The 25,481-nt window shown below is 57.3% G+C and carries 23 protein-coding genes and 1 other RNA gene; 11 read left to right on the forward strand and 13 right to left on the reverse strand.

Annotated elements, in window-relative coordinates; translation table 11 throughout:
* Positions 1-48: 48 nt before the first annotated feature.
* Both J0X15_RS00315 and J0X15_RS00320 read left to right on the forward strand, forming a co-directional pair.
* Complete coding sequence (locus tag J0X15_RS00315; RefSeq protein WP_206937186.1) at positions 49-1,224, forward strand: GNAT family N-acetyltransferase; 1,176 nt, start codon at positions 49-51, stop codon at positions 1,222-1,224.
* A 135-nt stretch (positions 1,225-1,359) separates the two neighbouring features.
* Complete coding sequence (locus J0X15_RS00320; protein WP_206937189.1) at positions 1,360-2,271, forward strand: PhzF family phenazine biosynthesis protein; 912 nt, start codon at positions 1,360-1,362, stop codon at positions 2,269-2,271.
* Positions 2,272-2,306: 35 nt separating this feature from the next.
* Here the strand turns inward: J0X15_RS00320 and J0X15_RS00325 are convergent, their stop codons facing one another.
* Positions 2,307-3,209, reverse strand: a complete 903-nt coding sequence (locus J0X15_RS00325; protein WP_206937192.1) for an AraC family transcriptional regulator — start codon at positions 3,207-3,209, stop codon at positions 2,307-2,309.
* Between the two features lie 172 nt (positions 3,210-3,381).
* On the opposite strand from J0X15_RS00325, the gene J0X15_RS00330 reads away from it, so the two are divergent.
* The 4 genes from J0X15_RS00330 to J0X15_RS00345 all read left to right on the forward strand — a co-directional run bounded on the left by J0X15_RS00330 (position 3,382) and on the right by J0X15_RS00345 (position 8,702).
* Positions 3,382-4,146 (forward strand): SDR family NAD(P)-dependent oxidoreductase, encoded by a 765-nt coding sequence (locus J0X15_RS00330; protein WP_206937194.1) that lies wholly within the window; start codon positions 3,382-3,384, stop codon positions 4,144-4,146.
* 98 nt (positions 4,147-4,244) lie between these two features.
* Positions 4,245-6,104, forward strand: a complete 1,860-nt coding sequence (gene ggt, locus J0X15_RS00335) for a gamma-glutamyltransferase (RefSeq protein ID WP_206937197.1) — start codon at positions 4,245-4,247, stop codon at positions 6,102-6,104.
* 431 nt (positions 6,105-6,535) lie between these two features.
* On the forward strand, positions 6,536-8,101 hold the full coding sequence (locus J0X15_RS00340; protein WP_206937200.1) for a 2-isopropylmalate synthase: 1,566 nt from the start codon (positions 6,536-6,538) through the stop codon (positions 8,099-8,101).
* A 214-nt stretch (positions 8,102-8,315) separates the two neighbouring features.
* Positions 8,316-8,702 carry a lysozyme inhibitor LprI family protein gene (locus J0X15_RS00345; RefSeq protein ID WP_206937202.1) on the forward strand — a complete coding sequence of 129 codons (387 nt, stop codon included), beginning with the start codon at positions 8,316-8,318 and terminating at the stop codon, positions 8,700-8,702.
* A 105-nt stretch (positions 8,703-8,807) separates the two neighbouring features.
* Here the strand turns inward: J0X15_RS00345 and J0X15_RS00350 are convergent, their stop codons facing one another.
* Both J0X15_RS00350 and miaA read right to left on the reverse strand, forming a co-directional pair.
* Positions 8,808-9,350, reverse strand: a complete 543-nt coding sequence (locus tag J0X15_RS00350) for a GNAT family N-acetyltransferase (protein ID WP_206937205.1) — start codon at positions 9,348-9,350, stop codon at positions 8,808-8,810.
* A gap of 604 nt (positions 9,351-9,954) precedes the next feature.
* Positions 9,955-10,917, reverse strand: coding sequence for a tRNA (adenosine(37)-N6)-dimethylallyltransferase MiaA (gene miaA, locus J0X15_RS00355; protein WP_331461851.1), 963 nt, complete (start codon positions 10,915-10,917; stop codon positions 9,955-9,957).
* On the opposite strand from miaA, the gene serB reads away from it, so the two are divergent.
* Complete coding sequence (gene serB, locus J0X15_RS00360; protein WP_206937207.1) at positions 10,901-11,791, forward strand: phosphoserine phosphatase SerB; 891 nt, start codon at positions 10,901-10,903, stop codon at positions 11,789-11,791. The two genes, miaA and serB, sit on opposite strands and share 17 nt — an antisense overlap.
* Before the next feature lie 100 nt (positions 11,792-11,891).
* Here serB and J0X15_RS00365 read toward each other — a convergent pair whose 3' ends face one another.
* The 6 genes from J0X15_RS00365 to J0X15_RS00390 form a co-directional block, all read right to left on the reverse strand.
* A complete protein-coding gene (locus J0X15_RS00365; protein ID WP_206937210.1) occupies positions 11,892-13,403 on the reverse strand; it encodes a Do family serine endopeptidase in 1,512 nt (503 codons plus the stop codon).
* Between the two features lie 172 nt (positions 13,404-13,575).
* Positions 13,576-13,761 (reverse strand): DUF2065 domain-containing protein, encoded by a 186-nt coding sequence (locus tag J0X15_RS00370; RefSeq protein WP_206937212.1) that lies wholly within the window; start codon positions 13,759-13,761, stop codon positions 13,576-13,578.
* The gene (hflC, locus tag J0X15_RS00375) at positions 13,758-14,699 is read right to left on the reverse strand and encodes a protease modulator HflC (RefSeq protein ID WP_206937214.1); all 942 of its coding nucleotides are present in this window, start codon (positions 14,697-14,699) and stop codon (positions 13,758-13,760) included. The genes J0X15_RS00370 and hflC overlap by 4 nt, the downstream gene beginning before the upstream one ends.
* Complete coding sequence (gene hflK, locus J0X15_RS00380) at positions 14,699-15,886, reverse strand: FtsH protease activity modulator HflK (protein ID WP_206937216.1); 1,188 nt, start codon at positions 15,884-15,886, stop codon at positions 14,699-14,701. The genes hflC and hflK overlap by 1 nt, the downstream gene beginning before the upstream one ends.
* A gap of 244 nt (positions 15,887-16,130) precedes the next feature.
* Positions 16,131-16,607 carry a GNAT family N-acetyltransferase gene (locus J0X15_RS00385; RefSeq protein WP_206937217.1) on the reverse strand — a complete coding sequence of 159 codons (477 nt, stop codon included), beginning with the start codon at positions 16,605-16,607 and terminating at the stop codon, positions 16,131-16,133.
* Complete coding sequence (locus tag J0X15_RS00390) at positions 16,604-17,122, reverse strand: dihydrofolate reductase (protein WP_206937219.1); 519 nt, start codon at positions 17,120-17,122, stop codon at positions 16,604-16,606. Before J0X15_RS00390 ends, J0X15_RS00385 begins: the two co-directional genes overlap by 4 nt.
* Before the next feature lie 300 nt (positions 17,123-17,422).
* Here J0X15_RS00390 and J0X15_RS00395 point away from each other — a divergent pair, with 300 nt between their 5' ends.
* Positions 17,423-18,517, forward strand: coding sequence for a TRAP transporter substrate-binding protein (locus J0X15_RS00395; protein WP_206937221.1), 1,095 nt, complete (start codon positions 17,423-17,425; stop codon positions 18,515-18,517).
* A 77-nt stretch (positions 18,518-18,594) separates the two neighbouring features.
* Here the strand turns inward: J0X15_RS00395 and J0X15_RS00400 are convergent, their stop codons facing one another.
* Both J0X15_RS00400 and J0X15_RS00405 read right to left on the reverse strand, forming a co-directional pair.
* On the reverse strand, positions 18,595-19,980 hold the full coding sequence (locus J0X15_RS00400; RefSeq protein ID WP_206937223.1) for a TRAP transporter large permease: 1,386 nt from the start codon (positions 19,978-19,980) through the stop codon (positions 18,595-18,597).
* Complete coding sequence (locus tag J0X15_RS00405) at positions 19,980-20,549, reverse strand: TRAP transporter small permease subunit (protein ID WP_206937226.1); 570 nt, start codon at positions 20,547-20,549, stop codon at positions 19,980-19,982. Before J0X15_RS00405 ends, J0X15_RS00400 begins: the two co-directional genes overlap by 1 nt.
* 392 nt (positions 20,550-20,941) lie before the next feature.
* Between J0X15_RS00405 and J0X15_RS00410 the strand changes: the two genes are divergently transcribed.
* A complete protein-coding gene (locus J0X15_RS00410) occupies positions 20,942-22,315 on the forward strand; it encodes a GH1 family beta-glucosidase (protein WP_206937229.1) in 1,374 nt (457 codons plus the stop codon).
* A 16-nt stretch (positions 22,316-22,331) separates the two neighbouring features.
* Here J0X15_RS00410 and J0X15_RS00415 read toward each other — a convergent pair whose 3' ends face one another.
* A complete protein-coding gene (locus J0X15_RS00415) occupies positions 22,332-23,237 on the reverse strand; it encodes a DMT family transporter (RefSeq protein WP_331461852.1) in 906 nt (301 codons plus the stop codon).
* A gap of 62 nt (positions 23,238-23,299) precedes the next feature.
* Complete coding sequence (locus J0X15_RS00420) at positions 23,300-24,094, reverse strand: thymidylate synthase (RefSeq protein ID WP_206937231.1); 795 nt, start codon at positions 24,092-24,094, stop codon at positions 23,300-23,302.
* Positions 24,095-24,264: 170 nt separating this feature from the next.
* Between J0X15_RS00420 and ssrA the strand changes: the two genes are divergently transcribed.
* Positions 24,265-24,637, forward strand: a transfer-messenger RNA (tmRNA) gene (gene ssrA / locus J0X15_RS00425).
* 256 nt (positions 24,638-24,893) lie between these two features.
* Positions 24,894-25,460: an SspB family protein gene (locus tag J0X15_RS00430; protein WP_206937233.1), complete on the forward strand. Its 567-nt coding sequence runs from the start codon at positions 24,894-24,896 to the stop codon at positions 25,458-25,460.
* Positions 25,461-25,481: the final 21 nt, after the last annotated feature.

Raw genomic sequence — 25,481 nt, forward strand, 5'->3', positions numbered from 1 at the left:
CGGCAGCATTTCGAACTCTCCCGTTTTCCGTACAGGACCATCGCTTACATGACGCTCAAGATCCGCCCAGCGCATTCAGCCGACCAACATCGCCTCACCGCGATCCTGCATCGGTCCAAGGCGTCCTGGGGATATCCGGAAGAAAAGATGGAAAACTTTCGTTGTGCCTTTCGCTTAACCGCAAAAGATATCGAGCGTGGCGTTTTTCTGGTTGCAGAACGGGATGGCCAACCTGTCGGGTTCGCTGGAGGGTTTGCAAGAGGAGAGACATTCTGCCTCGACTACCTGTTCATTGCGCCCGAGGCCACCACTCAAGGGATTGGCCGTCTGCTCCTGACCCGGATTGAAGACCAGGCAAGGATCCAGGGTGTAAAACGCCTCAAGCTAGAGAGCGACCATTTCGCAGCTCCCTTCTATGTTCGTCAGGGTTTTGAGCAGACCGGCACACGTCCCAGCCCCATGTCTCCTACCGGCGCGATACCCGTTTTCGAGCGCCGCCTATCCGGCCCGGCGTTTCCTCTGAAGTCCATCAAGCTCAAGATGAGCACGGAAGCCGACTGGGGCTTTGAGCAATCCAACGAGTCTGCAATCTCGGCGCATTGGCAGGATGTCACCCGCAAGAACCCGCATCTCTGGAACGGCCGAACCCTGAAGGTCACCGATCTAAATTTTCAGGATGGTCACCTTAATGGCACCTGCCAAGAGAGTTCATTCGCCGCGTTTCTGGCCTGGCGGGATTGGGGTTTCCCCAGTCTCGCCACCTACAACCTGTTCGGGTCAGCTGTCTTGCGTTGTTCCGACGGGGCGCTCGTCTTTGGAGTGATGGCCGATCACACGGCCAACCCCGGCAAAATCTATCCGCCCGGCGGAAGTCTCGAACCATCAGACATTAATCCCGACACAGGCGAAATCGAAGTGCTCGGGTCGATCTTTCGCGAACTCGAAGAAGAAACCGGAATGACCTCCGCTGATGTGACCCACACAGACACCACGGCAATCTTCTTCGGACCAATGATCAGTGTCGCTGCCATTCTGGAAGTCAACGAAACGGCGGAAACCGTGCGCGAGAACATCCTGCAGCATTCCTTCGCGACGGAAGAAAAAGAGCTGAAGGACGCTGTCATTCTGCGTAGTCAGGCCGACTTGACCCAACCAGGGCTTCAACCCTGGGCAAAAGCCATTGCCAAGGCCATTCTACCGATCGGGCAACCGCAGAACGCGTAATCCCCTATTTACGATATTTAAGACTGCATGGGGGCTTTCGCACATCTGACCACTGGCCCTGCTCCGCCAAATCGTGCAACAGTCGCCGCCAATCCGCCCCTTACTCCCGCCAGAAAGCCTAAGGAGTTCCCGCTTATGGGCCGCCGCTACGCCATTCTCGACGTATTCACGAACAAGAAACTCACCGGCAACCCCTTGGCAGTTGTGCTCGACGCCGAAGGCCTGAGCGACGAACAGATGCAGGCAATCACCCGAGAGTTCAATCTCTCGGAGACGGTTTTTGTTCTCCCCACGGATAATCCCGGGCACTCGGCAAACATCCGGATATTCACCCCCGGACGCGAACTCCCCTTCGCTGGCCATCCCACAGTCGGCACCGCCATTCTGCTGGCCATGGAACGCTTCGGCGAAATCACCGGCGAGCAGGATTCCATGGTCGTGCTGAAGGAAAAGATCGGCGCGGTCCGCTGTGGCGTCGTCCTGAAGGAAAACGCTGCGGGCTTTGCAGAGTTTGACCTACCGCAGCTTCCCAGACCTGCTGGCCCGGCTGAAAACCGGGACACCATTGCAGCAGCTCTCGGGCTGGAGCCGACGGACATCGGCTTCGAAAACCACGCTCCATCATGTTATGAGGCTGGCGTCCCCTTTGTCTTCGTACCGGTTCGTGATCTGGACGCGCTCTCACGCGCCAAGCCCAACATGACCCAATGGAAGAAGGCCTTCCGGGAAGCGACTTCCGAAGACGCATTCGTCTACTGCCGCGAAACCCGTGTACATGACAGCGGTTTCCATGCGCGCATGTTTGCGCCAACCATGGGCATTCCGGAGGATCCGGCAACAGGATCCGCAGTTGGCGCTTTTGCAGGCGCCATCCATTACTTCGATGACCTGCCCAACGGCACCCACTTCATCCGCATCGAACAAGGCTACGTAATGGGGCGTCCGTCATTGATTGACCTGGAAATCGACATCGAAGCGCGTAAGATGCATGCCGTTCGCATCGGCGGCCAGGCAACAGTCGTCGCCCGCGGAGAGCTTTATATCTAAGCCCGCCAGTCGTCTTTGTCAGGGAGCACTCGCGATCAGATCCGCCCCGAGATGAAAGCCTTCGCATCAGCCTGGTCCTGCCGGGGCGGCTGCCCGAACTGGCGCGAATACTCGCGACTGAACTGACTGGAGCTTTCATAGCCAACCTGAAAGGCACTGGCCGAAATGGAAACTCCTTCCAGCTGTATCAACCGGCGTGCTTCCATCAGGCGCAAACGCTTTTGGAACTGCATGGGCGTGATGCCGGTGAACGCTTTGAAGTGGCCGTGGAAAGAAGACGGGCTCATGCCGGCAAGTTGGGCCAGGTCTTCCACCTTCAGGCTGGCAGCCACGTCCCGACGGATATGGGTGATGGCCTGAGCCACCCGCGCCGCCTGACTATCCCGCGTCGACAGCTGGCGCAAAATGGCGCCGTGTTTGGCCTTGAGCAGCCAATAGTGAATTTCCTTGATGATCAAAGGCGCCAGGATATTCAGAGCTTCCGGCCGTTCTGTCAGCGCAAAAAGCCGTCCCATCGCATCGAGAACTGCCTCATCCGCGGAGGCCGCTGCGACCGCACTCCGGGACTCAGCTTGTTCTTTCTCTGAGCCGAGCTCAAGCGCCAGCTCGCGGATTTGTGCCAAGTCCAGGATCAGGGCCAGCGCGAGATACGGCTCGGTCCGGCTGGCTTTGGAGACCCTGGCCTGTGTCGGCAGGTCCAGTCCGACAATCAGCGACTGCATCTTGCCGAAGCTTACCGCCTCGCTGCCGAACCAGGTTGTCTTCTCCCCCTGCAGGACCAGGCAGAAAATCGGTTGGTAGAGGACCGGGTAAATTTCTGTTGGCACCCGCTGACGAACCACCTGCAAGGACGAACAATTTGTCACAAGCGGCTGATCTCCCGCCCCGTTGCCGTCAGCGTAGGTCAGCACCTTTTGCGCCAGCTCTTCCAGTTTCATTACAGGTCTCCAGTCTCTGACGCGCTTTTGCCTTCGCTGGAGGCCAAGAACAACAGCAGTTTGTTCTCATTTGGAGGAATAGGCAAGTGAAGTAGAGAATGCGGCAGGCAGAAACACATTCCCTCCCCTATCTCATGGTCATCGCCAACACCGAACTCAATCGGAACTTATCATGACCACTCATTCCAAAATCGCTCTCATCACCGGTGGCAGCCGTGGCCTGGGTCGCAACACTGCCCTGCACCTGGCCGACAAGGGTGTCGACACGATCATCACCTACAAGTCGTCGAAAGCCGAAGCCGAACAAGTTGTCGCGGAAATCATTGCAAAAGGCGCCAAGTCGGTTGCCCTTCAACTCGATACCACCGACACCAGCTCGTTCACAGGTTTTGCAGATCAGCTGAAAACGACGCTGAATGAGACCTGGGAACGTGGGCAGATCGACCACCTCGTCAACAATGCGGGCATCGGCATCAACAAACCTTTCGCCGAAACAACAGAAGAAGACTTCGACCTGATGATGAACATGCACGTGAAGGGCGTGTTCTTCCTCACCCAGAAGCTTCTTCCGATCATTGCAGATGGCGGGCACATTCTAAATATCTCCTCCGGCCTCGCCCGCTTTTCCCTGCCCGGCTATGCCGCCTACGCGACCATGAAAGGCGCCGTTGAAGTGCTCACCCGGTATCTCGCCAAGGAACTGGGCCCACGTCGGATCGCCGTCAATTCCTTTGCGCCTGGCGCCATTGAGACCGACTTCGGTGGTGGGGCGGTTCGTGACAACGCCGACATCAACAAGGCCGTCGCCTCGATGACAGCCATGGGTCGCGTCGGCCTGCCAGACGATATCGGAGGTGCAATTTCCAGCATCCTTGCAGGCGACATGGGCTGGATGACCGGCCAGAGGATCGAAGCCTCCGGCGGCATGAACCTGTAACACCTGCCCCGCCGGAGCTATGAATCCGGCATTCCCAAGCACGGCGTCCTCCCCTAGTCTTGATAGCAATGACAAGCTGACGGGAGAACGCCGAAACCATGACCAGATACTCCAGGCCGTTTACGGCGTTAATCTTCTCCGCCCTGCTTTCCTCAGCACTGGTCGGGCTCAGTACTGCAGCTGCCTCTGCTCAACAGGCTGCAGATGCGGTAGCACCCGAAGCGGCTTCTCAGACGACCAAGGCTTTTTCCAGCCTGTCTCCCGCCGCTCAAGATGCGTTGGAGAGCAAGGCACAAGGCCTCTCCACATCGGCGAAAGACTGGATGATCTCGGCTGCCAATCCGCTTGCAGTCGAAGCTGGAGCCAACATTCTGCGCCAAGGTGGCTCTGCCGCCGATGCCATGATCGCGGTCCAAACCGTTCTCGGGCTGGTTGAGCCACAATCCTCCGGTCTCGGAGGCGGTGCGTTTCTCGTCTGGTACGATGCCGCAAGCAACAGCCTCACCACGCTCGATGGCCGCGAAACCGCTCCGCAGGCAGCGACTCCGCAGTTGTTTCAGGATGAGAACGGCGAGCCGCTCAAGTTCTTCGATGCGGTCGTCAGTGGTCGTTCTGTCGGAACGCCCGGCACGCCGGCGCTGATGCAGACTGCCCACCAGAAATGGGGCAAACTGGAATGGAACCTTCTCTTCACGGATGCCATCCAACTTGCGACAGAAGGCTTTACAGTGTCACCCCGCCTGGCAGAACTCGTCGCCTCGGACACTGAGCGACTTTCTCGTTTTGAAGCGACCAGCGCCTACTTCCTGCCAGGCGGCACAGCCATCACCGCAGGCGACACCCTGAAAAACCCGGCCTATGCCGCCACGTTGACTGCCATCGCCACCCAGGGAGCCGATGCCTTCTACCGGGGCGAGATTGCTTCCGACATCGTCTCGACCATCACCGGGGCAGAGGACAATCCAGGTGTGCTGAGCGCGACGGATCTGGTTCTGTATCAGGTCAAGGAACGTCCTGCAGTCTGCGCCAATTTCAAAGACACTGACGTCTGTGGTATGGGCCCGCCCTCCTCCGGGGCTTTGACCGTCGGGCAGATCGTCGGAATGATCGGCCCGCGCCTCAGCTCGGATCTGGGCCCGCAGGATCCTGAAAGCTGGCGACTGATCGGCGATGCGTCGCGTCTGGCGTTTGCCGATCGCGGCCGCTACATGGCCGACAGTGACTTTGTACCGATGCCGACAAAAGGCCTTGTTGATGCCGACTATCTGAAGTCACGCGCAGAGCAACTTGATACAAACACAGCGCTGGAAAGCGTCGGCCCCGGCACACCGCCTTGGGATCACGCCATGCTGCTGGCCGACGATGAAGCCTTGGAGTTTCCCTCCACATCTCATATTTCGATCGTCGATCAGGCGGGCAATGCGCTCTCCATGACCACCACCATCGAAAACGGATTCGGCTCGCGGCTTTTCGTCCGCGGCTTCCTGCTCAACAACGAGCTAACGGACTTCTCCTTTCGCTCCCACACGAACGGCGTGCCAATCGCCAACCGGGTGGAGCCGGGCAAACGCCCGCGCTCGTCGATGGCACCGACAATCGTGATGAAGGACGGAAAGCCGGTTCTGGTGATCGGCAGCCCTGGCGGCAGCCGCATTATCGGCTATGTCGCCAACAGCGTGATCGCCTGGCTCTCCTGGGGGGCCGGAACCGCGTCGGACCTCAACCTGCAAGAAGTCGTCTCACTTCCTCATCTGATTAACCGCTTCGGTTCATATGACCTGGAATCTGGCACTTCGGCTGAAACTCTCGCCGCACCGCTTGAAGCCATGGGCTACGAGGTCAACATTCGCGACCTGAACTCCGGCCTCCACGCCATTGCGATCAATGCCGATGGCTCCCTCGAAGGAGCCGCCGACCCGAGACGCGAGGGCATTGCTTTGGGTGGCATCTCGAATTGAAGCCTCAGCTCGCCTGCCCTGCAAAGACAGTTCCATGGCAGGCGAGACTGAAAATTTCAAAAACACGGTTGCACGAGACATAAACCTGTCTTACACAGACTTGCATCAACCGATGAGTCACTTTCGCCCGCCATCCTGAGCAGGTTTTAGAGTGATAGCAGACCAAGGCCCGAGACACCTGATGATCGCGACCCGCGACATGACCGGCTTCTCCAGCGACGTGCAGACCCTGCGCGGCGGCCTTCTCCTGATTGGTGACCTCCTTCTACTTAGATGCCCCTGAGCGTCGGCTGATCCGTGTATTGCGGGACGGACACTTGGGGGATGAAGCGCATTTATCAGATCAAAGACATATGATCGCGCGCCGTGCCCGAGAGCAGAGCTGAACAAGCCTCTCGCCGGCAGCGGATCTTCAAGGAAGGACCAGACCGATGACCGACAACCAACAGACCCCTGCAAAAGACCCGATCCGCATTTTCGACACGACCTTGCGTGACGGGGAGCAATCGCCTGGGGCTTCCATGACTCTGGAAGAAAAGTTGCAGATCGCCGATATTCTGGACAGCATGGGCGTTGACATTATCGAAGCCGGTTTTCCGATTGCGTCCAACGGCGACTTTGAAGCCGTTTCCGAGATTTCCAAGCAGTCAAAGAACTCAGTCATCGCCGGATTGGCACGCGCCATTCATGCTGACATCGACCGTTGTGGCGAAGCCGTGAAGCACGCTGAACAAGGCCGCATCCACACATTCGTCTCCACTTCGCCAATCCATCTGAAATTCCAGATGAACAAGACGGAGGAGCAGGTTCTCGACATCATCACTGATACGGTGGCACGCGCACGCAACCTGATCGATGATGTGGAGTGGTCCGCAATGGACGCCACCCGCACCCCACTTGATTACCTGTGCCGCTGCGTGGAAGCAGCCATCAAGTGCGGCGCGACCACCATCAATCTGCCCGATACGGTCGGCTACACCACACCAGATGAGTATCGCCAGATGTTCGCCGATGTCATCGCGCGTGTTCCGAACTCCGACAAGGCTATCTTCTCCGTCCATTGTCATGATGACTTGGGCTTGGCTGTTGCCAACTCCCTGGCCGGTGTTGCCGGTGGTGCGCGCCAGGTGGAATGCACGATCAACGGTTTGGGCGAGCGCGCCGGCAATGCAGCGCTGGAAGAAATCGTCATGGCGATCCGCACCCGCTCCGATGCCCTGCCCTATGACTGCAAGGTCGACCCAAAGTTCCTGACCCGCGCCTCGAAGCTGGTCGCTGGCGCCTCCGGTTTCACGGTGCAGTACAACAAAGCCATCGTTGGCAAGAACGCCTTCGCCCACGAGAGCGGCATCCACCAGGACGGCATGTTGAAGAATGCCGAAACCTACGAAATCATGCGTCCGGAAGATGTTGGTGTGAAAGCCACCTCCCTGGTCATGGGCAAGCACTCCGGCCGCCACGCCTTCAAGGACAAACTGAAGGAGCTGGGCTTCGAGTTGGGCGACAATGCGCTGCAGGATGCGTTCCGTCGTTTCAAGGACCTCGCCGACCGCAAGAAGCACGTCTACGACGAAGACATCGAAGCTTTGGTTGAAAACGAGATTGCAACCGCAAGCGAGAGCACCAAGGTGCTGTCCTTGACCGTTATTGCCGGCACCGGTGGGCCGCAAAAGGCCATCCTGACAATGGACGTCAACGGCACGCACCACACACGCGAAGCCACCGGCGACGGTCCAGTCGATGCGACCTTCAATGCCATCAAGGCGATCGTGCCTCATGACGCCACGCTGCAGCTGTACCAGGTGCATGCCGTGACCGAAGGCACTGATGCCCAGGCCGAAGTGTCTGTTCGTCTCGAAGCCAATGGCCGTATCGCCACCGGCAAGGGGGCCGATACCGACACACTCGTCGCATCGGCTCGCGCCTATGTTTCTGCCATGAACAAGCTGGCAGTACGCCAGTCGGCCGATAATCCGGGTGCCCTGAAGGCCAGCTAATCTGGACCACCTATTAAGCCCGACAAGATATGACAAAGGCCGCGCTTCAGAGTGCGGCCTTCTTTGTTTGCGTGGCTATTTCACCACTCCCCGAAATAAAGGCTTCCGACTTGATCGGTCCGCGTGTTCAGATCGCACAATCTTGGATCACAGCCCGCAGGATTGTCTTTGCGGATAAGGTTGGCTGCCGAATTGCAAAGGACTTCGCGCTATCATGACAGCTCGACACTATCTTCGCCTTGCCTTCTGCGCATCAACGCTCGGCCTTTCGGGCGTTCCGGCGCTTGCGCAATCCTGCGAAAACCCGATCACGACACGCGATATGATCGAATGCGCGCAATTGCAACTCAATCTGGTGGATGGCGATCTCAACCGCGTTTATCAGGGCCTGAAGGCATCAACTGATAAAACCGGGCAGCTCAAGCTGCGCGATGCACAACGCGGCTGGATTGCCTACCGGGACGCAGAGTGCATCCGACGCGCCGATATGGCGCGAGGCGGCACCGTTGCTCCTGTTCTTCACACTGAATGTCTTGTCTCTCTGACAGCAACACGTGTGATGGAGCTCAGCACGAACCCGCTGACAGGCGAAGCGAATTGAACAGCTGTGCAAGGTGACAACAAAAAATGTCGAGGCATTCAAGCCACGGCACTCGCATTGCCAAAAATTGGCGCTTAATGCGCAATTGAGAGAAACTCGCCCCTATCAGGCGCTTGCCACCAGCGTCTGCATCGACGGGCTCAGCCGCTGGAATACATCGCAAGGCATATCGAAGATCCGCCGACTTTCGCGATAAGAAAACCCGAGCGACTGAGCCAGAATCCGGCCCTCCCGATCATCGGTGCGCACACAATCCACCAGATGCGAAAAATAGGTTGTCTCGAAAAACCATTCGATCAACTCAGCCGACACCTTCCCCAACAACTCCGGATGGAGCTCCTGGACGTCAGGGTCGATGCAGTAATGCAGGGCAATTTCAGAGGTTTCTTCCAGAGCGGTGAAGCCAGCCCATCCAGCGAAGCTCTGGTCATCCAGCGCAAGCTTGAAGGGTGAAAAGCCATGCCGGTCCTGATCAATCAGAGCCTTCTCAAGCCATTCAGAGGTTCGCTCTTGTGACCACCCCTTACCGCTTCGCGACAGGAACCGGTTGGCATCAGACTTGGCGTGGAGTGTGCTCAATAGCGACAGATCCGAAGTTGAAAATGGCTCCAGTGAAAAGCCCTTTCCCCTTACAATTAGATCTTGCACAACAATCTCCCATTTCTCTGTCACCACGGCAGCGCCTGAAGGCGCGTGGTTCATAAAGTCCACATGCGACTCGTTATCAAGCACAAACTACCCCAACGGAAGAATTAGATCCTTGAGATAGCTCATGCGAGCCAACCAACCTGCAACTGAACTTTCACCAATTGCCACGTGATGAGTTCACCCCGTGCGGGTCATGAACGTTTTTCAACTTCTCTGGCGAGACTTTCCGCTCACTGCCTGATGATCCTTTTTCTGGACTCTTCCAAAGCAGGCTGAAGAGGAGAAGAGCCTAAGCTTGTACTAGGACGCCAATTCAGTTTGAATAAGGCGTTCTCTCCCTCTGTGTAGGTATCGAATTCACTAATCCTAGATTGTGCCCGAACCATGGCAAGTATGCCACATTTAGCCGACCGTCATCAAAAATTCTTATACGTTTTCTTGGATTTAGACAAATGTTCCACAGTGCGGCGCACAAAATCTGGACGTCATTTTCGCTCTCCCAATACAAGGAAAACTCCCGCATTGATTGTAATAACGATGGTCGGGAGCAATGGTCCTCTGGCGCATCATCGGACAGATCTGATCACGTCAAAGCTACGAAAAACTACTGATTTGACGCCGTTTCCAAGGCTACGGTATCCGTCGGATCAACCCGCGGCCACTTCGGCATCTGATTGCGAAACCAGGTTTCCTGGCGCTTGGCATAGCGCCGCGTGGCCACTGTCAGATGGTGAAGAGCCTGCTCCCGGTCCGTTGTGCCCCGCAACAAATCGGCGATCTCTCTCACTCCGATGGCGCGCATCGCAGGCAGACTTTTCGGCAGGCTCATCTCCAAGAGAGCACGCACTTCCGCCTCGCCTGTCTCCGAAAGCATCAGGCTTGCTCGTTGAGCGATTCGCGCGTGAAGCCATGGACGCGGCGGTCCAAGCACAAAGCTACGACAATCCACCAACCGCAGAAGTGCCGAGCTCTGGGCATCCCGTTGCCACTCAGCCAAGGGCCTTCCTGTTGCTTCCGCCACTTCCAGCGCACGCGTCAACCGTTGCAGATCAATCAGATTTTCAGCAGCCAGCGGATCCTTCGACACCAGCCGTTCACGCACTCCGTCGACACCTTTTACATCAGCCAGCAGCCGACATGCAGCGCGAATCTCATCGGGAATTTCCGGAATGATTGCCAGACCTTCCGTCAGTGCCTTGAAGTAGAGCCCGGTTCCGCCAACGATCACCGGCAGCTTGCCCTCCTGCTCGATTCTATTGATTTCCGCGCCAACCAGATCCAGCCACGCTCCGGTGGAGAACTGCCGTGCAGCCGAGATAACCCCGTAGAGACGGTGCGGGACCCGCGATTCCTCCTCGCGGCTCGGGCGGGCACTGACGAGGCGCAGTTCCTTATACAGCTGCATGGAGTCCGCGTTGACGATCACCCCATTTTGCCGTTCAGCCAACTTGAGCGCCAAAGCCGACTTGCCGCTGGCGGTCGGCCCGGCTATCAGAACGGCACGAGGTGTTTTCGCCGCCCCTTCCTGCATGTCTTTCAAGGTCCCGCACATGTCCCTTGTTGCCACTTTCGTTTCCAATCCGATGACCCCGGCTGTCACGGGTGCCTTTCTGGAAGAAATCCAGGTCTTGTTGCCCGGCTCCGGCGATCCGCGCATCTTGAACTCCGGAATTGCCGCTGAATTTGCCTGCATCGCAGGCGATCAGGCAGCCCTAACGGAACAGCTGAAGGCCGCCCTCTCTGAGCGGCCAATTGACGTCTTTGTGCAGAAAGCCGAAGGCCGACGCAAGCTGTTGCTCATTGCGGACATGGATTCCACCATGATCCGTCAGGAATGCATTGACGAACTGGCAGCCGAGCTCGGGCTGAAAGACCAGATCTCCGAAATCACCGAAAGAGCCATGCGCGGTGAGATGGAATTCGACCCGGCTTTGCGGGAACGCGTCGGCCTGTTGGCCGGCTTGCCGGTCTCCTCTATTGGCAAGGTTCTGAGCGAACGTATCCAGCTGATGCCCGGCGGCCGTACTCTTGTCCAGACGATGAAGGCAAATGGCGCCTATTGCGCGCTCGTCTCAGGCGGCTTTACGCATTTCACCTCGGCAATCGCCACTCTTCTCGGTTTTGACGAGAACCAGGCCAATCTGCTTCTGGAGCGCGATGGAAAACTCAGCGGCAAGGTCCAGGAACCGATACTGGGTCGAGACGCCAAGCGTCAACGACTGGAGGAGTTGGTCAGCGAAAAGGGACTGGCGTTCTCTGATGCACTTGCAGTCGGTGACGGCGCCAATGATCTGGCGATGATCGAGCGCGCGGGCCTGGGGGTTGCCTACCGTGCAAAACCAGCAGTTGCCGCGGCAGCTGACTTGAGCGTCAAGCACGGAGATTTGACCGCTCTCCTCTACATGCAAGGCTATGCGCTCAGCGACTTCAACCTTGGCTAATCGCCAGCAGGACCATTCAACGTCCAACAGTCCATACAGAAACAGCCGCCCCGAAAGGAGCGGCTGTTTTGTCTTCAACGACGGAGAAAGCCAGCAGGCTTTAGTCTTCAATACGGACAGGAACGTAACGCAGATCACCAGTCTCGTTGGACAGCAGCAGAAGCGCCAGGCGACGGCCTTCTTTCCGCAGCGCTTCAACCGCATCGATCACGTCCTGCGCGCTTTCCACCGGCTCCTGAGCCACTTCCTTGATCACGTCACCACCCTGAATGCGTTTCTCTTCAGCCGAGCTCCCAGGCGCCACTTCTGTGATAAGAACGCCAGTGACATCTTCCGCGATGCTGAACTTCTCGCGGGCTTCATCGTTGATATCACTCAGGATCATGCCGAGAACTTCGCGCTCGACAGGCTGATCGTCCTCGACAACGGAATCCTTCGGCAGTTCATCAGTTTCCACTGCAGCCTCTTCCAGGCGGCCCAGCTCAACCTGCAGGGACACTTCCTCACCCTTGCGCAGCACCAACACGTCCACACCCTTACCGATAGGGCTTTCCGCGACCATTCTTGGCAGTTCCCGCATGGTCGGAACCGGCTTGCCGTCGAACTCCAGAATCAGGTCACCTGGCTCAATCCCGGCGGCTTCCGCCGGACCATTCTCGGTCACTCCGGCAACCAGTGCCCCAGAGGTATCAGCCCCCCGATCCAGGCTCTCGGCAATCTCGTCTGTGACTTCCTGAATACGCACGCCGAGCCAGCCACGGCGGGTTTCACCGAATTCACGCAGCTGCGCGATTACCCGGGTCGCGGTCTTGGCCGGAATAGCAAAGCCGATACCGATAGAGCCACCTGAGGGTGAAATGATCGCCGTGTTGATACCGATCACACGACCATCCATGTCAAACAGCGGACCGCCCGAGTTGCCTCGGTTGATGGAGGCATCTGTTTGAATGAAATTGTCATAAGGACCGGAATTGATGTCGCGGTTCCGCGCCGAAACGATCCCGACCGTCACCGTACCACCTAGGCCAAAAGGGTTGCCGATGGCCATCACCCAGTCGCCAACACGGATCGCATCGCTGTCGCCGAAACTGACATCGACCAGCGGCTTCTCCGGTGTCACCTTCAAAACGGCAATGTCGGTTTTTTCGTCGGTCCCGATCAGCTCTGCAGTCAACTTGGTGCCGTCATTGAAGTTGGCGACGATCTCGTCAGCCCCTTCAATAACGTGATTATTGGTGATGATGATACCGGCGGTGCCATCAATCACGAAGCCGGAGCCAAGCGACTGCACACGCCGAGGGCGGTCCTCATCCTGGTTCTGTTGATTGAAGAATTCCTCGAAGAACTCCTGAAAAGGAGAGCCGTCCGGCACTTTCGGCAAGGGAACAGAGCGTTGGCCCTGCACTGTCTGCGACGTGGAAATATTGACGACTGCATCGGCCAGATCCTCTGCGAGATCAGCAACGGAAACCGGCCCCTGAGCCAAACCAGGCTGAAGGGTAGCCGTCGTCACCAGAATTGCCGTTGCGACAGCAGTTGCCACCGGACGCAGGCTGCTGAAGACCTTCGTCAGGACCAGCGTTCGAGTGCTTTCGAGTGTTTCGAACCCCATTCGGTTCCTCCATCCGGCAGTCGACGTCACGATCCCGGGAAGGGATCTTCGCCGATCAGGTTAGGCTTCGTCTGTTGCAGCCATCTTACAGGACAGCCACTTCAGTCAATTTGAGTGTAGTGGAGAAAATTGGCTTTGCCATCGGCGTGCCCGAGAATGGGCAGCGGATTTTTCACGTGCGCACAAGCCAGATGATCAAAACACCGAGAGCAAGGGCCGCAACCCCTGCAAGTCTCAGTGCCTGATCGGTGCTTTCCAGTGCGGCCCGCATCATGGATTTCATGCGGCCTGGCGCCAGCGCATAGAGGGTACCCTCCAGCGCCAGCACCAGGCCCAAGGCCGTCAGAAAATCGCTCATTGGGCAGCAGGAGCCGCCGAAGAGCCTGTTTCAACCGGAGCAGTGACCGCAGCGTCTGCTTCACCAGCGCCGAGCCTTGCTGTACCAGCCGGATCGTTAAAGTAGCGGAAGAAGCTGGAATCCGGCGACAGGACCAGGCTTGTCTCGCCCTGCTGCAAACCCGTTTCATAGGCTTGCATCGACCGATAGAATGCGAAGAAGTCCGGATCAGCGTTGTACGCTTCAGCAAAGATACGGTTTCTCAAGGCATCGCCTTCACCGCGTGTGATTTCAGAATCACGCTTGGCTTCAGCAACAAGAACCGTGGCATCACGATCCGCCCGCGAGCGAATACGGCGTGCCTGCTCTTCACCCTGTGCACGGATCTGCGTCGCTTCCTGCTGACGCTCGGTCTGCATACGGGCGAAAATCGCCTGCGAGTTTGCATCCGGCAGATCGGCACGACGGATTTTCACATCCACCACTTCGATGCCGAGCTCCTCGGCCTTCACGCTGACGTTGTCTCGAATGATTTGCATCACGCCGTCACGGTCGTCACGAACGATCTTGTCGAAGGAGACCTTACCAAGCTCGTTACGGATTGCCGAGTTCAGGAACGTCGAAAGACGCTGATTACCCGCGTTGATGGTCTGCACTCGCTGGAAGAACAGGACCGGGTCGGAGATCTTGTAACGTGCGAAGGCATCAACAACGATACGCTTCTTGTCGGCCAGGTTCGGCTCGACGGTCGGCACGTTAAGATCAAGAACGCGCTTGTCGAGATAAACGACGTTCTGAACAATCGGCCATTTGAAGTTCAGGCCCGGCTCCTGAATAACCGTGTCGATTCGACCGAAAGTCAGGACGAGAGCCTGCTGGGTCGGATTGACGATGAAAGCGCCCATGTAAAGCACCACCGCAACGATGGCGACCAGGGCAGCGAGAAAACCGCTACGCATTATTGAGCCCCTCCAGTGCGATTGGCAGAAGACCGTCCAGTCAGTTCACCGAGCGGCAGATATGGCACGACGCCCTGGCCACCGGACTTGCTGTCGATAATGACCTTGCTGTTGGCTCCCAGAACTTTCTCCATGGTTTCCAGATACATACGTTCACGCGTAACAGCAGGAGCGTTCTTGTACTGGTCATAGATCTGAGTGAAACGCTCGGATTCACCGGTCGCTTCAGCTACAGTCTGCTCGCGGTAACCGTTCGCGCCTTCCAGAATACGGGCTGCTTCACCACGCGCTTCCGGGACAACCCGGTTGGCGTAAGACTGAGCTTCGTTCTGGATACGCTCCTGGTCGGCACGAGCCGCCTGAACATCACGGAATGCATCAATGACCTGCTGAGGCGGATCAACGCGCTGCATCTGAACTTCTGTCACTTCAACGCCGGCGCGGTAGGTGTCCAGCGTCCCCTGCATCAGGGTACGGACATCTTCCTGAATGGCCTGCTTGTTGGCAGTCAGAATCGCGTCGATCTGCGAACGCCCGACAACTTCACGCATGGCGCTTTCAGCAACGGCCTTCACAGTGCCTTCCGGATTCTGAATATTGAACAGGAAGTTGGCAATGCCTTCAGAAGTGTTCTTGATACGCCACTGAACCTTGAAGCCGACATCCACGATATTTTCATCGCCAGTCAACATCAGGCTTTCCTGCGGAACATCACGGGAACGAACCTGGCTGCCGGTCACAAATTCTTCGACACCAACCGTCAGCTCGCGCTGCAAGGCGACCTGCGGAAGATAGACGGCGCCAACCGGGTACGGCCAGTTGTAGTTAAGGCCTGTTCCAGCTTGATTGGTGACTTCACCAAACACCAGCTCGACGCCGACTTCGCCTTCTTCGACCCGGTAAAGGCCAGTGAACAGCCAAATGCCCGCAACGATAGCGATGACCAGAAGACCACCGACTACGCCAAGACCACGACCGCCGCCACCCGGCATGACATTTTTCATGCGATCCTGAGTACGACGTAGCAATTCTTCCAAATCGGGCGGGGTATTGCCGCCGCCGCCACCGCCACCGCGGTTCGGGCCACCACCCCAAGGGCCGTTATTGTTGCCCCCACCCCATGGTCCACCGTTGTTGCCGCCGCCCTTCCATGGGCCACCGCCTCCGGATTGATTGCTCCAAGGCATTCACGTTTCCTTTTCCCAAGGTTCCGACACGCAACTTGCGAGAGAACCTGTTGTTCCCACCCAGCTTGCCGGTTTCATAAGTTCCGTTCTGACTCACCGCCGGTTATAGGGAAGTTACCAAGGGCTTTCAATCAAGCCGCGTAGTCTCCCCTTCCCAGTCCGGCGAAAACCTCTCGCGGACATGGTGCGTTTTGCCAAGCTTTTCAAGGTGTTTCGGAGTGTTTCCTGAGGCCAAATGCAGCATTCATGGTTGCAAGACCATGTCCACATGCGGAATGCCGTCTTCGAGGTACTCTTGCGAGCAGGACTTGAACCCCAAACCGGCGTAAAAAGCATGAAGGTGTGATTGAGCAGACAACTCAATTTCAGCTGAAGGCACAAGTTCCCGCACTTTTGCAAGTCCGGCTTCCATCAGCATCCGGCCGCGACCACCGCCACGGTACTCCGCACGCATCACGACGCGTCCTATACGCGCTACCCGCGAGCCAGCCTCCGGCAAGAAGACACGCAACGCCCCCACCAGAGTATCAGCAACCTCGTCGAACAGTCTGAAATGCAGTGCCTCCGGGTCTTTGCCATCGATATCGGGAAAAGCGCAGCCCTGCTCAACGACAAAAATATCCTGCCGGAGTCTGAGCATGTCATGCACCTCCTTCCCGCTCATGCGATCAAAAGCCGACCAACGCCCGACAAGAACAAGTTCGGTGGTTTCCACACTCATGATTGAAAATCCTTGCGCTCATAGGTCACGAACTGAAAATCAGCGCTGTCCAATGGGCCACGTTCTCCCTCCACACGCCTCGTAACTTGCCAGCTTTGCGGGTCCAATTCCGGGAAAAAGGTGTCGCCTTCCGGAACGGCGTTGATCTCGGTCAGCTCCACCCGGTCAGCCAGGGCAAGCGCTTGCGCATAGATCTGCCCTCCGCCGATCACCATGACCTGCCCGACAGAAAGCGCCTCCGAGAGTTGCTTCGCACGGGCCAGAGCATCTTCAAGTGAGGTCACAATCTCCGCGCGCCCCGCCTGAACGCTCGGATCCCGACTGACAACGATATGCGGTCGGCCCGGTAACATGCCCGGCAATGACTGAAAGGTCTTGCGGCCCATAATCATTGGCTTGCCCATGGTGAGCTGCTTGAAGTGCTTCAAATCGGAAGAGATCTTCCAAGGCATGTCGCCATTGGCGCCAATTACCCTGTTTTTGGCCATCGCAGCGATAAGAACGATCTCGGTCATGGCAACTCCGTTTGAACAGGCCGTTGTCATACGCACTCGTTCGGGGTCGCGCAACCAGACCGATCGATCACAGGCAAAGATGCAATTATAAGCACGCCCAGAAAATCAGCGTAAAAATGTCAGTGCTATTGACGTTATTCTGAGCCGGATTGAACCTAAGAAAAATCGCAAGAACACTTGAGCGTATACCCCCTAGACACGGTTCCGGGGAAGTGATTTTTTCCGACACCTCCCAAGCATCCGGGCCACGCCCCGGATCCCTCCAAAACAATGCTTTTCAGCGTTCACAGGACATTTTCCATGGATCGTCGTTCGTTTATCAAATCCGCAGCCATCGGCGCGGGTGCTGCAGGCGCCGCCACATTGTCTGCACCGGCCATTGCCGCAGACAAGATCACCTGGCGCATGGTTACCACCTGGCCGAAAAACTTCCCTGGCCTCGGCGTCGGCGCGCAGCGGCTGGCCGACCGCATCACCAAGGCCTCCGATGGCCGCCTGACCATTCAGGTTTACTCCGCTGGCGAGCTCGTGCCTGCGCTTCAGTCGCTGGATGCCGTCATCGATGGTTCCGCCGAAATGTGCCACTCCGCTTCCTATTATTGGCAGAACAAGTCGCAGGCCCTGAACTTCTTCACAGGTGTGCCTTTCGGCATGACCCATCGCGAAGTGTCCACCTGGGTCAACAACCTCGGCGGTCAAGAAATCTGGGATGAAGTTTACGACCAGTTCGGCCTTCAGGCATTCATTTCCGGCAACACCGCCAACCAGGCTGGTGGCTGGTTCCGCGAAGAGCTGACAGGCCTCGACAGCCTGAAAGGCCTGCGCTTCCGCACACCTGGCCTCGGCGGCAAGGTCTGGGAAAAGCTCGGCGTTACCGTGACCAACATTGCCGGCGGCGAAATCTTCCAGGCGCTGCAGTCCGGCGCTCTCGATGCAGCCGAATTCGTCAGCCCCTACAATGATTTGGCTCTGGGCTTTTACCAAGTTGCCAAGAACTACTACATCTCGTCCTTCAACGAGCCGGGCATGGCAACCGAACTCGCCATGGACAAGGCAAAGTTCCAGGCGCTGCCGGCTGACCTGCAGGAAATCGTCAAGACCGCCTGTCAGGCCGAAAGCGACCAGATGGGCAACGATTTCTTTGCCAACGATCCACGTGCCCTCAAAACCCTGGTGGACGACCATGGCGTTCAGGTGCGCGAATTCCCGGAAGAGATCAAGCAGGCCGCAGCAACCGCCGCACTTGAAATCCATGGCGAGCTGCTGAACTCCAGCGATCCGCTGACCAAGAAGGCTGCTGAAAGCTTCCGAGATGCACTGCGCCTGGTGCGCACACGCACAGAGAACAACGAAGGTTCTTACATCCAGACACGCAAGCAGTACTTCGACCTCTGATTTGACAGATCAACCCTTCTGAAACGGAAAAAGCCCGGGAATTCTGCCCGGGCTTTTTTACTGAAAACCGTGCGGCTTCAGAGCACCGTCGGCAACCAGGTGACGATCTCCGGGAACATGAACAGGATCGCCATGCCGAGGATCTGCAACAGCACGAAGGGAATAGCCCCTTTGTAGATGTCAGAAGTTGCCATCGACGACGGCGCGACCCCGCGCAGGTAAAACAGTGCAAATCCGAAAGGCGGCGTCAGGAACGACGTCTGCAGGTTCACACCCACCAGCACCCCAAGCCAGATCGGATCAACATCCATCGCCAACAGGATCGGCGCGGTAATTGGCAGAACAATGAAGATGATCTCGAAAGTGTCGAGAATGAACCCGAGCAGGAACATGATCGCCATCACCAGGATCAGCGCCGCCACCTGACCACCTGGCAGGTTGTTCAGGAATTCATGCACCAGCGCCTCGCCTCCCAGCATCCGGAAAACGATCGAAAAGACCGATGCCCCGAACAGGATGATGAAGACCATGGAGGTAATTGTCGCCGTCGCCACCATGGTTTCGCGTAGGATCTGGTAGCTCAAACGCATGCGCGCTGCCGCCAGAACCATGGCCCCGACAGCTCCGACGGAAGACGCTTCAGTCGGCGTGGCAACACCACCCAGAATGGAGCCGAGCACCGCCAAAATCAAAAGCATCGGCGGTACAAGAGCAAACAGCACCTCCCGTGCCAGGCCCTTTTTTTCCTCCGGCGGCACTGGTGTCGCCGGACAAGAGTCCGGATCCGTGATCGCCTTGACCACCACCCAACCGCAGTAAAGCCCGACCAATAGCAGGCCCGGCAGCATGGCACCCGCAAACAGATCCCCGACAGAAACCGGAGTGGGCGCAAAGTTGCCCTTCTCCATCTGCACCTGTGCATTGATGGAAGACAGCATGTCCCCCATGAAGATCAGCACCGTCGATGGCGGAATGATCTGGCCAAGCGTCCCGGAGGCGCAGATGACGCCACTGGCCAGCTTCGGGCTATAGCCGGCGCGCAGCATTGCCGGCAGGGAGATCAGGCCCATCGTCACGACCGTCGCCCCAATCACCCCGGTGGAAGCTGCCAGCATGGCACCAACAATAATCACCGACAGTCCTAGACCTCCGCGAAGATTACCAAACAACTTGCCCATGGTCATCAGCAACTGCTCGGCGATCTTCGACCGTTCCAGCATCACACCCATGAAGATGAACAGCGGCACCGCGACCAGCACCTCATTGGTCATGAAACCGATATAGCGGTTCGGCAGGCTGCCGAAGTTGGACGGATCAAAAACGCCGAACCACATACCAGCCGCGCCAAACAGCAGCGATACACCGGCAAGCGTGAAGGCAACGGGAAAGCCCAGAAGCAGGAACCCGATGATACCAAAGAACATGAGACCCGAGAGGATCTCACCAAGCAGGGAGGGTTCCATCAGACAGCCGCCTCGTGTGTTTCTTCTTCTGTTGTGTAGGCAAAGCGTTCCGGCACCATGTCATCACGGCCACTCAGCACCAGAATGGAGCGAGCGACTATGGCCAGACCCTGCAAACCGATCAGCAGGGCGAAGGCGACGATGAAGCTCTTGAGCACGAAGAGACCCGGCATGCCGCCGACGTTGGCTGATGCCTCCGTGTAGCGCCATGAGCGCGACACGAAGGGCAACGAATAAGCCAGGACCACAAACGTGAAGGGCAGCAAAAAGACGACGGCACCGATCATGTCGGCCGCCGCCTTACGCGCAGGACGGGCGTGCCGGTAGAACACATCGACGCGCACATGGTCGTCACGCAGCAGTGCGAATCCCGCGACCGCAGTAAACATCACGCCATTCAGCCAGATGTAGAGATCCTGCATCCAGACAAAACTGACGGCAAATGCGTAGCGCAGAACCACGACGGAAAAACAGACCAGAACAATCGCCAACGCGCACCAGGAAAAAGCTTGGCCGATAAAATGGTTCAATCCGCTGACAAAGCGGATGAAATGAGCAAGAAGCTTCATGGGAAGTCCTTTGGGGAAGTTCCTCTGGGGTGTCCCTGGAGGGAGGCCCTAGAGCCCCGGGAGGGGCTGAGACTGCGCAGGACATGGCATAAACCAGACCAACGGGGCAAGACTAAACGCCAAAAAAATGGCGGGTTTCGGTAATTTTCTTTCTAACGACGGCTTTAAGTCCTTCTTCTTGTTCCTTCTTCCTGCCAAACTTGGCTCTCCGTCTGCCCCGCGCCGTTTCCCGCACTTGGCGCGCCTGCATCTCGGTAAGAACAATGAGGCTATCCGAGACATCTTGCGGGATGCGTCCCCCCCCAAAGCGGTGCTACACAGAATGTGAAACAAGCGGGAAAGCCGCTCCTTTCTGCCTCACTTTTCCAGCGTCACATCAGGGATGCCGTTGAATGACTTCCGCCACCTCCCTCGCCAAGACACTTGCCCAAAAATTTCCCGATGACTTTCTGTTCGGCGTTGCGACTGCAGCCTACCAGATCGAGGGCGCAGCGCGCGAAGACGGCCGGGGTCCCAGCATCTGGGACGCCTTTTCAAAGATGCCCGGTCGTGTCTATCAACAGCACTCCGGCGATGTTGCCTGCGATCATTATCATCTTTGGGAAGCAGACCTTGATCTGATCAAATCGCTTGGCGTAGATGCCTACCGCTTCTCCATCGCCTGGCCACGCGTCCTCCCCGATGGACGCGGTCCAGTGAACGAAAAGGGCTTGGCGTTCTATGACCGGCTCATTGACGGCATGCTGGAGCGAGGGCTGAAGGTTTTCCCGACCCTCTATCACTGGGACCTACCACTAGGCCTGAGTGGTGATGGTGGCTGGACTGCCCGTTCAACAGCTGATGCCTTTGCCGACTACACGGACGTCGTCGTCCGTCGGTTGGGCGACCGCTTCGATGCCTTGGCCACATTCAATGAACCTTGGTGCATTTGCCACTTAAGCCACCTCTACGGCATTCATGCACCGGGTGAGGCTAGTATTGAAGCCTTTGCAGCCGCCACCCATGTGGTCAATCTGGCGCATGGAAGGTCGGTCCAGGCTGCTCGTGCTATTCGTCCAGACCTGCCGATGGGCACAGTCCTCAACCTGCATTCTGTCTATCCCCATAGCGACAGTGCGGAGGACAAGGCAGCAGCAGAGCGGGCATTTGCCTTCAACAACGGCATTTATCTTTCTCCCGTCTTCAAGGGGGAATATGACGCAGGCGTCCTGGATGCCTTTGGCGACAAGATGCGCATTAAAGCCGGCGACATGGAGACCATCAATCAACCGCTCGACTGGTGGGGCCTGAACTACTACACACCCATGCGCGTCCAGCATGACGCCACGCCCACCGCCCCCTACCCTCAGGCAAATATTGTGCCTCCGAGCACAGATGTTCCCCTGACGGATATCGGTTGGGAGGTCTTTGAGACAGGGCTGGGGGATCTAATACGCGAGGTCTATGCGCGCTATGACCTTCCGCCCTGCTATATCACCGAGAATGGCGCCTGCTACAACGACGAGCCGGTTGATGGCACAATTGCCGATCAAAGGCGGATCGACTACCTCGACAAGCATCTTGCCGTGGTCGCCGAAACCGCCTCGACCGATATTCCGCTCAAAGGTTACTTCCTCTGGAGCTTGATGGACAATTTCGAATGGGCGGAAGGTTACAAGATGCGCTTCGGCATCACTCATGTCGACTATACCACCCAAGTCAGAACCCTGAAGGACAGTGCGCACTGGTATCGGGCTCTCGTTGAAGCGCATAAGTCCGGTCGCTGAACAGAATACAGCGACTTCAGGCCGCGTCCTGTTTGACCTTCTGGCCACGCCACAAGATGAACAGGCCCGCTACCACGATCAACAGGCAGCCGACAATCATCATGCTGTCCATGTCTTCGCCGAAAACAAGGACACCAAGCCCAACCCCAAAGAGCAGACGCGTATAGCGAAAGGGTGTGACGCTGGCCACTTCTCCCGTCCGCATCGCTTTCATCAGGGCGCTGTAGGCGAGCACACCACAACCCACGGCCGCAGCAAAGGCGGCTGAGGCAGCGCTGTCCGGAACGGCCCAAGGAGCGCCCTCCCAAACAGAATAAGCCAGTCCAGCAACGCAGATTGTCAGAAAGCCGTAAAACCCAAGTGCATTGGTCGAAAGCGCCGCAGGGGCAGCCCGGCTGGCCAGATCCCTGCCGGCAAATCCGATCATGCCGACAACAGCCAGAATGGACAGAGGCGAAAAAGCCTCGGCGCCCGGCTGCAGGACAATCATCACGCCCAGCAGCCCAATCGCGATTGCTGTCCAGCGGCGCCAACCTACCGTTTCCCCGAAGACCAGCGCTGCCCCCATGACAACCACAATCGGCGTCGCCTGCAGAATGGCCGTCGCCGATGACAGCGGCGTCAAGGCCAGGGCAAGCACGTAAAACAGCCGTCCGGTGAACTCGAAGACGAACCTGATCAGCATCGGTGGTGAAACCACATCCCGCGTAAACAAGCTTTCTCCGCGGATCAAAGCCAAGACGGCAAAGGCAACCGCCCCGCCCAGGCCGAAGATCAACAGCACTTCACTAGCTGGCAGAACTGCCGCAGCCCCCTTGATAAAGGTGTCTTCAAGCGCAAACAGCCCCATGGCCACGACCATGAACAGACTACCAACGATATTGGCCTTTTGCGCGGGCGAGCGGAGCAGTTGGCTAGACACGAGAGATCCAAGGCAGGAAGGGAGAGACAACAAAATGGATCACAGGCCTACTCCCTTCTCCCTCACACGGCAATTGGCGCCTTGATATGCGGATGCGGATCGTAGCCACTCAGAGTAAAATCATCGAACTTGAAGGCAAAAAGGTCATCGACGTCCGGGTTGAGTGTCATGACAGGCAGAGGGCGTGTCTCACGCGAAAGCTGTTCCGCTGCCTGGTCCAGATGATTATGATAAAGATGAGCGTCGCCGAGCGTATGAACGAAGTCGCCGAGCTTCAACCCGCAGACCTGCGCAACCATCATCGTCAACAAGGCATAGGACGCGATGTTAAACGGGACGCCAAGGAACACATCAGCCGATCTCTGATAGAGCTGGCAGGAGAGTTTTCCATCCGCCACATAGAACTGGAAGAGCGCGTGACACGGCGGTAGCGCCATCTCGTCCACTAGCGCCGGGTTCCAGGCCGAAACGATCAGTCGTCGACTCTCAGGATTGCTCTGGATCATCTTCAAAAGATTGGCAATCTGGTCGATGTGACGACCATCAGGCGCAGGCCAGGACCGCCATTGATACCCATAGACAGGCCCGAGCTCGCCTGCCTCGTCGGCCCAGTCGTCCCAGATCTTGACGCCATTTTCCTGCAGGTAGCGGATGTTCGTATCACCGGCCAGAAACCAAAGAAGCTCGTGGATGATCGAGCGCAAATGCAGCTTCTTGGTTGTGACCAGGGGAAAGCCCTGACCTAGGTCGAACCGCATCTGGTGACCGAAAACGGAACGTGTCCCGGTGCCCGTGCGGTCTCCCCGGTCGATCCCCTCATCCAGAATCCTGCGCATCAGGGTCAGATACTGATCCATGCGGCCGCTCCCTAACTATTCAGTCTCGATGCTCAAAGCTGGCGCATTCTGGCGACATGAGGCCAACTTGAACAGGCGCCTGTTTGGTCGTTTCCGTGTCGTCCCCAGCCAATTGCCTCACCATTCGACCTAGCATCCGTCCCCAGAAGCCAAGCCAAATTTAACTGCCCCCTCTTTCATTTGCCGGAACATCAGCCTATATCAGGCGTGCCGGCCTGTCCGGATATGGCGATAAATGGTCAGTGAAATAAACCTATCGGACCCGGGGGCGGTACCCGGCGCCTCCACCCAAGCGCATTGAATTGCAAGGCCTTGCAAACAGTGCGTTTCGGCGGGGGCGAAATAGGATCGACGAGGGCGTAAAGACTGTGCTTTTGCTCGGTATTGTACCACCGTTATCGGGCTACTTTTGTAGTTGCAAATGACAACTATGCTATGGACAACGCTGTCGCTGCGTAATGCAGTGCCGGTAGTCCTTAAAGCCCTACTGGGTTAGCACCTGTAGGCGGGGTTCGGAGGCACCTGGCAACAGAAGCCTCCACTCATTTCCTTATTTCAAAGACATGATCGACCCGAGATATCCTCTGGCTCTCCACGCGTATTCATTGCGATGCGTCTGGAAGCATTTTCAATCAACGATCTTCAGCAAACTTTTGCGATTTCCCGCCAATATCAGGGACAGACCAGCTTTTGCCCACTATAAGGAACCTTGGAGCAAGCCAAGACTTTCCTTTTCAGCTTCAACACGGCAAGCTGCTCCAGATTTCGACCGATTCCGTTCCACGACGATGAAGAGAAGATGGCAGAAGACCTCCTCCGATATGACATTCTGATCCAGGACGCGCTCCGCGGCGCGGTCAAGAAGATTCTGGCCGAGGTCAACCGCACTGGTTTGCCAGGCGAGCACCACTTCTATGTGGCTTTCGAGACCACCGCCCCTGGCGTGCGCGTTTCTCAGAGACTGAAGGAACGCTATCCGCAGGAGATGACAATCGTCCTCCAGCACCAGTTCTGGGATCTCAACGTCGGCGAACATGCTTTCGAAATCGGCCTGTCCTTTGGCGGCGTGCCTGAAAAGCTCGTTGTCCCCTATTCCGCGATCAAAGGCTTCTTTGATCCGTCAGTTCAGTTTGCGCTGGAGTTCGATCCGGGCAAGACGGCAGAAGAATTGCCGGAAGAGCTGCTGGAAGCGGTTGAAGAGCTGGCCCGCGCCGAGCAGGAAGCGGACGCAACCCTTGCCAACGCCACACCTGTGGAAGCCAAGCCCGTTGATAAGACGGAAAGCGAAGAAATCGCGGCCAATGCAGAAAAAAGCGACAACGGCGGTGAAGTCGTGTCTCTGGATGCGTTCCGCAAGAAACCCTGATCCACAACGGTCTCAAGGATT

The organism is Roseibium limicola (genome assembly GCF_017313085.1).
In the GTDB taxonomy this organism is placed as follows: domain Bacteria; phylum Pseudomonadota; class Alphaproteobacteria; order Rhizobiales; family Stappiaceae; genus Roseibium; species Roseibium limicola.